12 protein-coding genes and 3 tRNA genes (1 of these 15 only partly in view) are annotated in these 14,523 nt (G+C 48.3%); 10 read left to right on the top strand and 5 right to left on the bottom strand.

What is annotated here, in order from left to right:
* The 3 genes from HMPREF3091_RS15125 to HMPREF3091_RS15115 form a co-directional block, all read left to right on the top strand.
* Positions 1-28: transfer RNA gene (locus HMPREF3091_RS15125), tRNA-OTHER, on the top strand; it begins 45 nt to the left of the window's first position.
* A gap of 66 nt (positions 29-94) precedes the next feature.
* Positions 95-170, top strand: a tRNA-Val gene (locus HMPREF3091_RS15120).
* Between the two features lie 7 nt (positions 171-177).
* Positions 178-253 (top strand) — tRNA-Lys (locus HMPREF3091_RS15115).
* Positions 254-351: 98 nt separating this feature from the next.
* Here the strand turns inward: HMPREF3091_RS15115 and HMPREF3091_RS15110 are convergent.
* Positions 352-1,023 (bottom strand): hypothetical protein, encoded by a 672-nt coding sequence (locus tag HMPREF3091_RS15110; protein ID WP_070716744.1) that lies wholly within the window; start codon positions 1,021-1,023, stop codon positions 352-354.
* 267 nt (positions 1,024-1,290) lie between these two features.
* Positions 1,291-2,007: a winged helix-turn-helix domain-containing protein gene (locus HMPREF3091_RS15105; RefSeq protein WP_004096167.1), complete on the bottom strand. Its 717-nt coding sequence runs from the start codon at positions 2,005-2,007 to the stop codon at positions 1,291-1,293.
* A gap of 479 nt (positions 2,008-2,486) precedes the next feature.
* Here HMPREF3091_RS15105 and pgaA point away from each other — a divergent pair, with 479 nt between their 5' ends.
* From pgaA to HMPREF3091_RS15085, 4 genes are read left to right on the top strand one after another with little or no spacing between them, the layout of a single operon-like run.
* Positions 2,487-4,424: a poly-beta-1,6 N-acetyl-D-glucosamine export porin PgaA gene (gene pgaA, locus HMPREF3091_RS15100; protein ID WP_070716741.1), complete on the top strand. Its 1,938-nt coding sequence runs from the start codon at positions 2,487-2,489 to the stop codon at positions 4,422-4,424.
* Positions 4,421-6,535 (top strand): poly-beta-1,6-N-acetyl-D-glucosamine N-deacetylase PgaB, encoded by a 2,115-nt coding sequence (gene pgaB, locus HMPREF3091_RS15095; protein WP_070716739.1) that lies wholly within the window; start codon positions 4,421-4,423, stop codon positions 6,533-6,535. The genes pgaA and pgaB overlap by 4 nt, the downstream gene beginning before the upstream one ends.
* A complete protein-coding gene (pgaC, locus tag HMPREF3091_RS15090) occupies positions 6,532-7,809 on the top strand; it encodes a poly-beta-1,6-N-acetyl-D-glucosamine synthase (protein ID WP_070716738.1) in 1,278 nt (425 codons plus the stop codon). The genes pgaB and pgaC overlap by 4 nt, the downstream gene beginning before the upstream one ends.
* Positions 7,790-8,194 carry a hypothetical protein gene (locus tag HMPREF3091_RS15085; RefSeq protein ID WP_070716735.1) on the top strand — a complete coding sequence of 135 codons (405 nt, stop codon included), beginning with the start codon at positions 7,790-7,792 and terminating at the stop codon, positions 8,192-8,194. Before pgaC ends, HMPREF3091_RS15085 begins: the two co-directional genes overlap by 20 nt.
* Before the next feature lie 41 nt (positions 8,195-8,235).
* Here the strand turns inward: HMPREF3091_RS15085 and HMPREF3091_RS15080 are convergent, their stop codons facing one another.
* From HMPREF3091_RS15080 to zipA, 3 genes are all read right to left on the bottom strand, one after another.
* Positions 8,236-8,457: a DUF3820 family protein gene (locus HMPREF3091_RS15080; protein WP_008812854.1), complete on the bottom strand. Its 222-nt coding sequence runs from the start codon at positions 8,455-8,457 to the stop codon at positions 8,236-8,238.
* Between the two features lie 67 nt (positions 8,458-8,524).
* Positions 8,525-10,561, bottom strand: coding sequence for an NAD-dependent DNA ligase LigA (gene ligA, locus HMPREF3091_RS15075; protein ID WP_070716733.1), 2,037 nt, complete (start codon positions 10,559-10,561; stop codon positions 8,525-8,527).
* 78 nt (positions 10,562-10,639) lie between these two features.
* Positions 10,640-11,662 carry a cell division protein ZipA gene (zipA, locus tag HMPREF3091_RS15070; protein WP_070716731.1) on the bottom strand — a complete coding sequence of 341 codons (1,023 nt, stop codon included), beginning with the start codon at positions 11,660-11,662 and terminating at the stop codon, positions 10,640-10,642.
* A gap of 231 nt (positions 11,663-11,893) precedes the next feature.
* Here zipA and cysZ point away from each other — a divergent pair, with 231 nt between their 5' ends.
* The 3 genes from cysZ to ptsH all read left to right on the top strand — a co-directional run bounded on the left by cysZ (position 11,894) and on the right by ptsH (position 14,494).
* Positions 11,894-12,679, top strand: coding sequence for a sulfate transporter CysZ (gene cysZ, locus HMPREF3091_RS15065; protein ID WP_083321436.1), 786 nt, complete (start codon positions 11,894-11,896; stop codon positions 12,677-12,679).
* A 188-nt stretch (positions 12,680-12,867) separates the two neighbouring features.
* Positions 12,868-13,836, top strand: a complete 969-nt coding sequence (gene cysK / locus HMPREF3091_RS15060; protein WP_070716727.1) for a cysteine synthase A — start codon at positions 12,868-12,870, stop codon at positions 13,834-13,836.
* Between the two features lie 400 nt (positions 13,837-14,236).
* A complete protein-coding gene (ptsH, locus tag HMPREF3091_RS15055; RefSeq protein WP_000487600.1) occupies positions 14,237-14,494 on the top strand; it encodes a phosphocarrier protein Hpr in 258 nt (85 codons plus the stop codon).
* The last annotated feature ends 29 nt before the right edge of the window (positions 14,495-14,523 follow it).

Here is a 14,523-nt window from a genome sequence, read left to right as displayed (position 1 = left end):
GGCGGTTCGATCCCGTCATCACCCACCACTCTTTTAGAGTGACCAGTGAACCTGAATTTATTGATGTATCGCAGTAAACGACAGATTTCCGATTGGGTGATTAGCTCAGCTGGGAGAGCACCTCCCTTACAAGGAGGGGGTCGGCGGTTCGATCCCGTCATCACCCACCACTTCTGCGGGTCGTTAGCTCAGTTGGTAGAGCAGTTGACTTTTAATCAATTGGTCGCAGGTTCGAATCCCGCACGACCCACCATTCAGATAAAACATTAAGCGCCGAGAGGCGTTTTTTTGTTTTTGTACCCCCGCCTTCCTTCTGTATGACATCTTCTACACACCCAATCCTATTTATCGCTACCAAGCCCATAGCACCATCCCCAACAAAACCATAACCCCCACAAACACCACCCACCCAGAAGAACGAGCTGGAATTCGCATACTTTTAGACACCCACTCCTGCGGAATGAGTCCAAAGAGAGGCTTAGGGTCTGTTACCGAGGTGATTTTATTCTCTGCCTCATCAGGTTTCACATTCACCACAGGATTCTGAGCGGCAACAGCCAAATAATTTTCCAACGGGGATCGCACGACATCAGACGTCTGCGAACTAGGGCTTAGGCCGCCTAGCGCTTTATCTAATCCCTGATTAACCTGTAAAGCATGCTGGATTTCACTTTTGCTCATCAACGCCTTGGCAGTATCTCCAATCACGACCGTCTGAGCACTCTGTATATCAGCCAGTACCGTACGCGTAGCTGCTGTGCCTTCAGGGCGACTGCTCTGCATCAGAAAGGAGGGTTGGGAAGGTTTGGCTCCGGCATGGAGTTGGCTCAGCAGGGTTCTTTCCTGCTGTAACGAAGCCAGCGCCCGAATCAATGTTTCACGTTGCTGAGGAGAGATATCCTTTCTATCAAGTAAGTTAAGCAGCTGATCGATTTTAACCGTCAACATTTCTGCCGTAAGCTTCTCGCCATGTAACGTGGATAAAGCATCTGGCCGCGCATTTACCGGAGGTATGATGTTCATAATGCCTGCTTGAGATATCAGCTGCCGTGTTCTAGAGAAAGACTAGGCTACCCTAGATGGATTTTACAGTCCCTTTCGTACTGTTTCATATACCTATATACGGCAAAAACTACGTATAACTTTAATAATATTATCAATTGCTAAATTAAAGTCTTCCGATGAAACATAAAATATAAACTTTACAGATTATAAATTTATAATTTCACATATATTGAGAGGAATCTTATTGCAAATAATATAAATTCTAAAATTAAAAATAAATAGTCTCTATTTTTCCACGGCTTCATTTTCAGATAATTTAACCCTAGTACATACGAGTGAAAATTGCTCTTCGCCATGCCATGAATACTTACAAACAAATCTATAATCATCAGAGATGATTGCACTCCCCTCCTCTTGTTTGGCTGCAGAGATTAACGAATTGGGAATATCATCGCGCACTTTACTTTTTAGTAAAATGGGCAATGTTGGTGCCCCACCATGCCACAACATTCCACAGATAAAACATAATATCCCAATAGTTACACTCCCACCCCAGCGTTTTATTCCATAGGTATGGTTATTAGCTGGGTGAATATTTTGTGTTTTAGGCTTATTGTCTTCCGGTGAAAAGGCACTCTGCTGTTTCTTCTCCGAAACGCTATTCCCTGGATGGACAGGATCATTATTTACTATCGGCTCCAAAGCGAAAAGTTCTGGATGCTCGATTTGATACCCCATGCGAGGTATGGTTTGAATCAACGTGAAATCCTTGTCTCCCAGCTTGCGTCGAATTGATTTCATCGTTTGATTAATCGTCGCATCAGCGCTGTAAGTCCCGCTCCAAACATGTGAAATGATCTCACGACGAGTGACACAGAGAGGTGCTCGTTCTAAAAGCAGGCATAGCATTTGATATTCTTTACTGCGTAATGTGTGTTCCTCTCCATCTACAGTAACAATTTTATGCGTTAGCGTACTAATCGTTATTTTCCCTTGTTTCATCTAAAGCTCCTACCTGGAAAATCCCTCACATTATCAATATTCATACATGCGAGATAATTCCTATTCATGATGAAGAAAATTTCGTGATTATTTTATTGAAAATGTCATATGAAAATAAAAACACATCCCATTGCCTACATCCATTTTCATCTTCAAATTTCCATTATTATTTTACGCAGATACCGTTTTATAACAAGAGAGCAAAGCATCGCTGAACATTAACATCACAGGATTATACTTTTTTTCACTCCACTATTAATTCAGCGCATGAAATCATTACTAGGATTCTCTCGTTATAGAACAATTGGCTACAAATGAAGTTAAGGGAATATTCTTAGGTAATTAGTCCATATGTATATATGCACCTAATTCATTAAAGCTAAGATTTTATTTACCACAAATAGCCTAATGAGAAAGCATGTACTTTATTTCTGCCTTCACCGCACCGTAATCCAGTAACAACAGAAAAGGTATCGTTTGTGAGTTATTTAAACCCTCGTTGGGAAAACGTGGCGTTTGCGGCCTTCCTGATATTACCCATTGTTCCATATCCAGTCTGCGCAGCTATCGTGGAAGAACCTTCGGTTTCTGAGCTAATGGCGTTAGGCGCGCCAACGCTGGCTTGGGATAAAATCCAAAAGAAACCACAGTTAAACCCAAAAATTCGCGCAGAAGAAATCGCTCAGCATAGGCTGAGCCTCTACCTGCGTTGGGGTTTGGACGAAAGTCGCAATGATAACGGCCCGCAGCGTCTCATCCCTCTCAATGAGACCGTTAATAACGAGCAAGAATTTCTTACGACTTATGCACGTAAAAACGCTCCGGTATACCTTCAGGTTCTGGGCGATCAAATCGTCGCATTGAGTGGCAAAGGTGATGCTCGTGAGGCTATCGTTCGTGCTGATGAACTCGAGAAACTGACAGCGTTGCCGGCCTACGTCAGCGTCGCACGCGGCGATGCATTTATGCAGTTGGAACAGCCCGAGAAAGCCGTGGCTAGCTATGAATATGCTTTAGCTCACGCGGCACCTGGGGAGATCGACCCGATTCCCACACAAGAAATGCTGTTCTATGCCCTTTTAGACTGTGGTCGTTATGAGCAAGCTGAAAAGCTGTTGTCCGAACTTGAGCCTAATACACCGCAATGGGTCAGACTCAGCGCCGCACCTGGCCTCGTGAATCCGGACTACGCTACGGTCAAAAAAATGCGGGCGCAGTATACGCTGTACAGCGGAAACGTCACGCTGGGCCAGCAGCAAATTGACAGCTTGGTTCACTCTGCGCCAATGAACGACGCCCTACTCACCACACAGGCTCAAGCCTATCTGCTGCGAGACTTGCCCACACACTCAGCGCAGGCCTATCGAATTGCGCTGAATCAAACGCCAGACAGCCTAGAGGCACGAGCCGGGCTTGGCGAAGCCTCTCTGGCACGCCGTGATTTTGAACTTAGCCAAACCATTTATCAGCAATTATCTCACGGTTTTGAAGACAACCATTCGGTTACTCAGTTTGTTGATAATTATCAGCATGAGCAACTGCCCTATTTTACTTCCGACGCGAGCGGAGGACGTGGTAACGGCACACTGAGCGATTATGACTGGCAAATAGATAGCCACTTATATTCGGCGCCGATTCAGCAAAACTGGCGACTGTTTGCACATCAATTTACCGGCCGAGGGAAAACAGAAGAAGGCACACCGCTACGCGTACGTAACGGTGCTGGTATAGATTTTCGTGCTACTCAGTGGCTTAGTGCTTTAGAAATCAACCGTAGCAATGGCAGCTCTGCGAAAACTGGCGTCGCGACCCAACTTAGCTATTTGCCTTCCGACCATTGGCAATTCGATGTTGGATACGATAACAACAGCAATGAGCTCGCATGGAAAGCCTACGATAACGGTATCAGCAGCAAGCAAACAAGCGCCGCCGTACATTATCAAACCGACAGCACCCGCACTGCCGAGTTTAGCTATCAAAACCAACGCTTGAGCGACGGCAATCTTAGCCAGGCGTGGCAGGCCTCAGCAACACAGATGGTGTGGACGAAACCACGCCATCGACTGGATGCCTCACTAGCGCTTTCCACCAGCAGCAACCGCTTGTCTGATGCCGAATATTTCAGCCCTGAACGCGACTATTCGGCGGGGATCACCCTGTTACATCAATGGACGCCTTGGCAATCCTCGCGCCGCCACTTCACCCAGCGTACCTCCCTCACCGCAGGTGAATATCAGCAGCGTCATTTTGGCAATAGCCTGTTTGCAGAGCTCAGGCTAGAACATCAGTGGGCGCTCACTGCCTATTCAGAGCTCACCTACGGCATCGGAATTAATACTCATCGCTACGACGAATCGCGCGAAAACAGAACCCTTTTTTATCTGTCACTGACACTACCTCTAGGAAGCGCGCTATGACGTCTATTACTCGTTTAATTACCACTCTTATCTTGAGCATCATGTTGCTTCAAGGGGCTTTTGCCGCTGAACAACTGCCCCCGGTTGATATTCAGCCGCCGGCCGATCCCGACGACGGCGTCACCTTTCGCGTATTAGCGTTCCATGACGTACGAGATAATCTACGTGCCAGCTTTGAAACCTATCCAGATGCCACCGCCATTGATACAAAAACGCTGGCCTCGGTGTTTGCATGGCTGAAAGAAAATGATTATCACACGATATCCGTTGACCAAATCATTGCGGCACGCCAAGGAAAAAAGAAGTTGCCACCGCGCTCGGTGCTGCTTAGCTTCGACGATGGCTATCGCAGTTTTTATACGCACGTATTTCCACTGCTGAAAGCCTATGGATACCCTGCGGTTCAAGCGTTGATTACCGATTGGGTAAATCATCCCGCTGATGAAAAAATCAAAATCAGCGCCACGGTTACTTTGCCTGGAGACTATTTTCTCAACTGGGCCGAAGTCGCTGAGATGCAGCGCTCTGGGCTGGTCGAGTTCGCCTCTCACACTCACAATCTGCACCACGGAATGTTGGCAAACCCTCAGGGGAATGAATTACCTGCCGCTACCGCATTACGCTATTTAAGCGATGAAAAACGCTATGAAACCGAGCGCGAATATACCCAAAGAGTTCGCGACGATCTGGCCACCAGCACCCGTCTAATCCAGCAATACACGGGCAAAGCCCCGCGTATCATGGTCTGGCCCTATGGCGCGTATCATCAACCGGTGCAGGCAATTGCCCGTAGCTTGGGCATGCCGATTATGTTTACTCTGGATTCTGGCGCAAACGCCCCTTCCGTTCCGCTAGATAAAATTACGCGCATTCTGATCGGCTATGACACCACCACATCATTGCTCAAGCAGGAACTCAGAGCGCCAGCCAAATATAACGGCAATATCTATCCCGTTGAACGTGTCGTGCACGTCGATTTAGATTATGTCTATGACCCCGATCCGCGCCAGCAGGATAAAAATTTATCCTGTCTGCTGGATCGCATTAAGGATTTAGCGCCAACCAGCGTTTATCTTCAGGCTTTTGCCGATCCTGACGGCAGTGGCCTGATCAAAGAGGTTTACTTCCCTAACAGCGTCTTGCCTATGCGAGCTGACCTCTTCAGCCGCGTATCGTGGCAGTTACAGACGCGTACTCACGTCAATGTTTTCGCGTGGATGCCAGTGCTCAGCTTTGCTCTGCCGAAAAGCAATCCCGCCGCAGATAAATGGGTAACCTCTACCCACAGCCAGACGCGCGCGAGTATGTCACCTTACCCGCGGCTCAGCCCATTTGAGCCGGACGTCCGCGCGACTATCACTCAGCTTTATCATGATCTAGCACGCTACACGCCATTTCAGGGAATTCTGTTCCATGATGACGCCGCGCTCAGCGACGATGAAGACACTCGTCCTGCCGCGCTAGCCCAATACCGAGCATGGGGACTGCCTGATGACATTAACAAGATCAAAGCAGATCCCGCACTAATGCGCATATGGACAGATAAAAAGACTGATTTCTTGATTAGTTTTACACAGCAGCTTGCTAGTGAAGCGCAAAAAAATCAGTTCGCCAGTGCCAACATAATGACCGCCCGCAATCTATATGCGCAGCCAGTGATGGAGGAAACAGCTGAACACTGGTATGCCCAAAGCCTGCCAAAATTCTTGGCTAGCTACGATTACACTGCGCTAATGGCAATGCCTTTTATGGAGTCTTCTGCAACACCAGATCGCTGGTTAACTCAGCTGTATCAGAAAGTCGCTGCGCAGCCTCTGGGTATCCAAAAAACTGTTTTTGAGCTGCAAAGTCACGATTGGAAAAAGAAACAGCCTATTGATAGCCATGTTCTGTTGCACCAACTCACGCTATTGCGCGCACTTGGGGCGCGGCATCTCGGTTATTACCCAGACGATTTCCTCAACAATCAGCCGAATACTGAAATCATTCGCCCATTAATGTCGGCACAAAGCGATGTCATTGAGCGTAAACCGCTACCCAAATGCCACAGCCAGATAGTGCAAGAGGGCGTTAAACAGCCAAGCATCAAACAGTGGAGAACGGCACCATGAGCCACTTTTTCACATCTGATATTCCAACGTTACTGTTTGGCTTTGTTTTCTATTATCCCTTTTTCATGGCTTGGCTATGGATGCTAGGCGGGCTGATCTATTTCGTGGCTTACGAGCGACACGATGATTTCACTCATCCTGAGTTCTCTGAGGCAATCACCCCACGTATCTCGATCATTGTACCCTGCTACAACGAAGAGCAAAACGTACGTGAAGTCATCAGTCACTTACAGACTCTCAACTATCCAGACTATGAAGTGCTGGCAGTAAATGACGGAAGCAAAGATCGCACCGGTGAGATCCTCAATGAATTAGTCGAACAATTTCCGACTTTAGTGGCAATTCATCAGGATAAAAACCAAGGAAAAGCCGTGGGGCTGAATACGGCTGCACAGCTTGCTACCGGGGATTTTATTCTCTGTATGGATGGCGATGCGTTACTTGATGCGAACGCGCTGCACTTTTTAGTCCGTCATTTCGTTAAGCATCCTCGTATGGGAGCAGTCACGGGGAATCCACGCATTCGCAATCGCACCTCATTGCTGGGACGCATGCAGGTAGGTGAATTCTCCTCAACGGTCGGACTCATCAAGCGCTGTCAGCAAGTGTTTGGTCGCCTATTTACAGTATCTGGCGTTATCGCCCTATTCCGTAAAAGCGCTCTTGAAGAAGTCGGTTACTGGAGCGTGGATATGCTGACTGAAGATATCGATATCAGTTGGAAATTACAGACTCATGGCTGGGAAATCTGCTATGAGCCACGAGCGCTGACGTGGATATTAACCCCCGAAACCCTTATGGGTCTTTATCGACAGCGCCTGCGCTGGTCAAAAGGCGGGGTACAGACCGTATTTAAATATTTTCCAGCCATGTTTACGCCGCGTAACCGCATGATGCTGCCGCTGTTTTGCGAGTATGTAGTGAGTATTTTTTGGGCCTATTGCATGGCATTTGCATTCCTGCTGATGTTTGCCGATGCCTTTTTTCCATTGCCAACCAAATGGCAGATCTCAGTCGTACCGGTCTGGAACGGAATGGTGCTTGGGGTGACCTGTCTGCTGCAACTGTTGGTGAGTTGCCTAATCGACCGCCGTTACGACCGCGGAATTTTGAAGTGCTATCTATGGACGATTTGGTATCCATTAATCTTTTGGTTAATCAACGTGGTAACCAGTTTGGTTGCCGTTCCCTCCGTGCTGTTTCGTCGCCAAGGTGCGCGAGCAGTGTGGGTTAGTCCTGACAGGGGTATTCAACATGGAAAATCCGATCATTGAAGTATCAGCCAAAAGCTTTCTCACGGCTTCCAAGGTGAACAAACGCCAGAGAATGCTGCTCTATATTTGGTTTGGTTTTGGACAGCCGCTGTTGATTATTGGCGTTTGGCTTGCCATTGTCTTCTTTCTCTACAGCTATCTGCTCAACAGCCACGATTTACTCACCAACCTGAACCGGCTGGGTGATTACAGCCTCATTATTATATCGATGGGGATAATTCTGGCGCTGTGGTTTGCGCTGCGCTATCTATGGAAGGTATTGATAATGATGCGTAACCATGAACTACAGCAGCGCATTGGTGAGACTCATCCGCAGCAGGCGCACCGTATTGTTAAAGTCATGCATGATGAGGCTGGCAACATTACCCATATCCAGCCACAGTAAAAAATCCAAGGTAAAAATAAGGGCAGTTTTCACTGCCCTTATTAATTGCGTTGACGCTTAAGCGGCTTAACCAATCCTTCTAGCCCTTCAATCTTGATGGCTAACGTAATCTGCATCAACTCACCAAGCTTCCCCTGTGGGAACTCGTCTTTGCGCGCAAACCACAACAGATATTCTTCCGGTAAATCGATCAGCACGCGGCCTTTATATTTACCAAAAGGCATCACCATATTGGCGATCTCAATAAGGTTTTCTTTTTCCATGTTTAACCTATTCATCCCCTTTAACTAACCTCCCCTGCTAAAAGGGGAGGTTATGTATAAGAGATAATTACAGCCCTAACAGCCGAATCATTTCCGCTTCATCAATCACCGGAATACCGAGTTCTTGAGCCTTAGCTAATTTAGATCCTGCCGCTTCGCCTGCAATAACCATGTCGGTTTTCTTGGATACGCTGCCACTGACTTTAGCGCCTAACGCAGCCAGACGATCTTTAGCTTCATCACGCGGCATCAGGCTCAGCGAGCCGGTTAATACCACGGTTTTGCCTGCAAATGGGCTATCAATCTCTTCAGCCACAATGACCTGCGGTGCTGGCCAGTGGATACCAATCTCGTCGCTGATCAGCTCATCGATCACTTTCTGATTATGCTCTTCACCGAGAAAATGGCGCACATGCTTAGCCACGACTTCACCCACGTCCTGTACGCTTTTCAGCGCTTCAACATCAGCTTCACGCAAAGCCTCGAGTGAGCCAAAGTGTGCAACCAAATTCGCCGCGGTGGCTTCACCTACTTCGCGAATACCTAATGCATACAGGAACCTTGCTAACGTCGTTTCTTTCGACTTCGCTAAGGCATTAACCAGATTCGTCGCAGACTTCGGCCCCATGCGATCAAGGCCCGTGAGGATCCCCGCCGTCAAGCGATAGAGATCGGCCGGTGTTTTCACATATTCTTTTTCGACCAGTTGTTCGATGATTTTGTCGCCCATACCATCAACGTCCATCGCGCGACGTGAAACGAAGTGCTTCAGCGACTCTTTGCGCTGCGCACCGCAGATCAACCCGCCCGTACAGCGAGCCACAGCCTCGCCTTCCACACGCTCAACGTCAGAACCGCACACTGGGCAATGCTGCGGGAAGACGATTTCCTGTGTATTCTCAGGACGCTGCGCTTCAACGACGCCGACCACCTGTGGTATCACGTCACCAGCACGGCGCACAATAACGGTGTCACCAATGCGCAGGCCAAGACGATCAATTTCATCAGCATTATGCAGTGTGGCATTACTCACAATAACGCCTGCTACCAAAACGGGTTCTAGACGAGCCACGGGCGTGATTGCCCCAGTACGGCCAACCTGAAATTCAACGCCGTTTACCACCGTCATTTGTTCCTGAGCGGGGAACTTAAACGCCGTCGCCCAGCGAGGTGCACGCGCGACAAAACCGAGCTGTTCCTGAATCTCAATGCTATCAACTTTGATGACGACACCGTCGATATCAAAACCTAGCGTTGGGCGATCCTGCTCAACCTGACGATAAAACTTCAGCACCTCATCGCTGCCAGTACACAGTTTAACGCGATCGCTCACCGGCAAGCCCCAGGCTTTAAACTGTTGTAAACGGGCATAGTGGCTGGCAGGCAGTTCGCCACCGTCCATCAAACCAACGCCATAGCAGAAGAATGTCAGCGGACGTCTAGCCGTGATCCGAGGATCGAGCTGGCGCAGCGATCCCGCAGCGGCGTTTCGCGGATTGGCAAAAACTTTGCCGTCTTTGCGACGCGCTTCTTCATTCATGGCTTCAAAACCGGCTAGCGGCATAAAAACTTCACCACGGACTTCCACACGACGAGGAATATTATCGCCTTGCAACCGCAGAGGGATCGCACGGATCGTTTTCACGTTAGCCGTGATATCTTCGCCGGTCGTACCGTCGCCGCGAGTCGCTCCTCGAACCAAGACACCATCTTCATAGAGCAGGCTAACGGCCAAGCCATCAAGTTTAAGCTCGCAGCAAAAAGTTAATGGCTCTGCGGTTTTCAGTCGGTCGTGAACACGCTTGTCAAAGGCTAAATAACTTTCGTCATCGAAAACGTTATCCAGCGAAAGCATAGGAACTTCATGCCGCACTTGGCTAAATGCAGATAATGGCGCTGCACCCACTCGTTGGGTAGGAGAATCAGGCGTGATAAGTTCAGGATGTTGCTCTTCCAACGCGCGCAGCTCACGCATCAAACGATCGTATTCGGCGTCAGGGATCTCTGGGGCATCTAACACGTGATACTGATACTCATGATGGCGCAACGCAGTTCTCAACTGGTCGAGTTGCTGTTGAAGTTGTTGTCCGGTCGTAGAAGTCATAATCCACCATCATATATTAATGATAAAAAACCCCCGATATACGGGGGTTTCAGTTTACTCGATTATATCGCTTTAGCGTTATTTTGCCGTGTTATCCAAAACTTCACGGATACGCGCTTTGTAAATCTCTAGCTTCTGCGGTGTCATCATGCGGCGCTCATCGTCTAGCACCACACCACCTACATCGTCAGCAATACGCTGCGCTGATTGCAGCATCAGCTTAAAGTTCTGGTTGGCGTCACCGTAGGAAGGCACCATCATAAAGAAGGAGATCCCCGGCGTACTGAAATCAGACATATTGTCAGGGTCGAAGTTGCCTGGTTTCACCATGTTCGCCATGCTAAACAACACAGGGCCACTGCCCGCTGGGTTCAGGTGGCGATGGAAAATATTCATCGCGCCAAACTGGAAGCCCGACTGCAATACGCTTTGCAGCAACACTTCGCCCCCGATCACGCTACCATGATGTGCTGCGACGTGAAGAACCAAAACGGTTTCTGTCACTTTTTCCGGTTCAGCTGGCGCTACAGGCTCAGCCTGAGGCGCCTCATCCTCGTACTCTTCATCATCATAAGATGCTGAAACACGAGGTGCGGAAATTTCATCATCGTCTTCAGCATGGTGAGCTGGCTCGTGGCGATGAAGTGAAGGTTCTGCCGGTTGTGAATGACGAACCGGCTTCTGCACTGGCTGGCGATAATCATTTTCATCATCGTCACCAAACAAAGCGTCACCCAACAAAGGATCGCTTGGTTCGTGCTGTTCTCGAACGACAGAGCTTGGTTGCGCAGTGGCACGTGAAGGCGCACGCACCGAATCCAAAGGATCGGGACGGTCATCTTGCGGCTCACTAAACTGGCCAAAAGCAGGCTCTACCGGCTTCTGCACAGGCTTGCTGGAACGCTGAACCCGAACTTCACCGACGCCTTCATCTACTTCAGCCAGTGACTGTTCGTCACGCTGTTTTTTTGTTCGTTTCGCTGGACGATCGCGAAATAGCGAAGAACGTTCTTTACGACTGGTCCACAAGCCGTGCAGTAACAACGCTATAATGGCGACCGCACCAACAACAATTAATATCAGACGCAAATCCTGCATCATCGCAATCTCTGTTGTTTTAATACTATTGCCATAATGGCAAACCCTTAACGCATAACTCTATTTGGCTGTTGATACAAGTGCAAGTCTCGACTGAAATTTACCTTAAGAAAGATGACTTTTCGCACTTTTTTGCTGATTTTTCGGTCGATTCTGAACTGGAAACCCATTTCACTCATAGTTATGATAGCTGAGATTTTTTTTAATATAACTAATACAACTGAAAGAGTAGTTATGAAAAACACCCCAACCGGGTCAATGCAAAGAAATGTCCCAGAAAGAACCAGCGGCATACATTACTTTTCGGAAGGCTGGCGGCTTGTTCGTCTACCCGGAATCAAACGCTACGTAGTGATGCCTTTACTGGTCAACATCGTCTTGATGGGACTCGCATTTTGGTGGCTTTTTCTCCAGTTAGGCGCATGGATACCTAGCCTAATGAGTCATGTCCCCGAATGGTTACAGTGGCTAAGCTATTTGTTATGGCCGCTCGCCGTTATCTCTATTGTTTTAGTTTTCAGCTACTTATTTAGTACAATCGCTAACTGGATAGCCGCGCCATTCAACGGACTGTTAGCCGAGCAGCTTGAAGGGGTGCTAACCGGGAAACCCTTGCCGGACACCAGCATTTGGAGCGTGGTAAAAGACGTACCACGAATTATGGCTCGTGAATGGAAAAAGCTGGCGTATTACTTACCACGCGCGATCGTCTTGCTGATACTTTATTTTATTCCTGGAGTGGGTCAAACCGTCGCGCCCGTTCTGTGGTTCCTGTTCAGCGCATGGATGATGTCGATCCAATATTGCGATTATCCGTTCGATAACCATAAGGTGAGTTTCCCTGATATGCGTAATGCATTACGTCGCAACAAGGTCGATAACCTGCAATTTGGCGCACTCACCAGCTTATTCACCATGATCCCAATCCTTAATCTGGTGATTATGCCTGTTGCCGTATGCGGAGCCACAGCGATGTGGGTTGATCGTTACCGCGCGGAATACTCCCGCATTCAACCATAATCCCCTATGGCGTTCTCTCTGAGCAGCTTCGGCTGCTCTACTACTGACTTTTTGTTGTCGCTCTCCTCTTTCGCTAAACCTAATCCCTTATTGACATAAGCATATGCGATTTCTTTACTTCCCTACGGGAGGTAATCGCGTATGCTCAAGTAATGTTCCCTGAATTTCATAGAGTTAAAGGACGTGCTATGAGCAAGATTTTTGAAGACAACTCCCTGACAATCGGTCATTCGCCGCTTGTTCGTCTGAATCGTATCGGCAATGGTCGTATTTTGGCGAAAGTGGAATCACGTAACCCAAGTTTTAGCGTTAAAGACCGTATCGGCGCCAACATGATTTGGGATGCCGAAAAACGTGGCATTTTGAAACCTGGCATTGAGTTGGTGGAACCAACCAGCGGAAACACCGGTATTGCGTTAGCCTTCGTCGCCGCGGCTCGTGGCTACAAACTCACGTTGACCATGCCAGAAACCATGAGTCTTGAGCGCCGCAAGTTGCTTAAAGCACTCGGTGCCAATCTGGTGCTGACCGAAGGCGCTAAAGGGATGAAAGGCGCTATTGCCAAGGCTGAAGAGATTGTCGCCTCCGACCCGAAACGCTTTGTTCTGCTGCAACAGTTCAGCAACCCTGCCAACCCAGAAATTCATGAGAAAACCACGGGGCCAGAAATTTGGGAAGACACCGATGGCGAAGTGGACGTATTAATCTCCGGCGTTGGCACTGGCGGAACCCTAACAGGCACGACGCGTTATCTGAAAAAAACCAAAGGGAAACAAATTATTACCGTTGCCGTTGAGCCAGAAACATCGCCGGTCATCACTCAGGCACTCGCTGGCGAAGAGATTAAACCCGGCCCACATAAAATTCAGGGTATCGGCGCAGGCTTCATCCCAGACAACCTCGATTTAGATCTGGTTGACCGCGTGGAACTGGTTGGCAACGATGAAGCTATTGCAATGGCGCGCCGCCTGATGGAAGAAGAAGGTATTCTGGCAGGGATCTCATCGGGCGCAGCAGTTGTTGCAGCGGTAAAACTTGCTAACGATCCAGACTTTACTGGCAAAACAATTGTGGTTATTCTTCCGTCCTCGGGTGAACGATATTTAAGCACGGCATTGTTCGCAGATCTGTTCACAGAGCAAGAGCTGCAACAGTGATGCTGATGTTCTAAACATGCTAAAAAAGCACCCAACTGGGTGCTTTTTTGTGGTGCAGTTCAAAGTTTTTACCTGCCCAATCTTGCTTTTCCCGCCCGGGTCTAGTATTTAACCAAGCAATTATTTTGAAGCGCGAAATAAAGCACCCGTGCTGTATCAAGTCGGCTGAATCGATTTACTGATTTGTCCTGAACGGCACGAAAGCGGCATAATGGGTTGGTAGTGAGAAAACGATTGGGGGTAGTTCCAGCTGTAAATGAACTTTCCTCACTCATTTTCTACAACGCTCAGATTTGCCACTGCTCCACGAGTGAAGCGCTAACTGAAAACAGGCTAAAGTTGAGTCTTTAAGCTAAACTTTAGCCCCACAACATTAATTCAAAAATAGTTGGGGAAACCTATGTTCCAGCAAGAAGTTACGATTACCGCTCCGAATGGTCTGCACACCCGCCCTGCTGCTCAGTTCGTTAAAGAAGCAAAAGGCTTCACCTCAGAAATCACTGTGACTTCTAACGGCAAAAGCGCAAGCGCTAAGAGCCTGTTCAAGCTGCAAACTCTGGGTCTGACTCAAGGTACCGTAGTCACTATCTCCGCTGAAGGCGAAGACGAACAGAAAGCCGTTGAACACTTGGTAAAACTGATGGCAGAACTTGAGTAATTCTCAAGTCCAATACCATTTAGTTTAAC

The organism is Hafnia sp. HMSC23F03 (assembly GCF_001816025.1).
GTDB classification, from domain to species: domain Bacteria; phylum Pseudomonadota; class Gammaproteobacteria; order Enterobacterales; family Enterobacteriaceae; genus Hafnia; species Hafnia paralvei.
The sequence above is the reverse complement of the archived record's forward strand: the minus strand, read 5'-3'. Positions and strand labels throughout refer to the sequence as shown.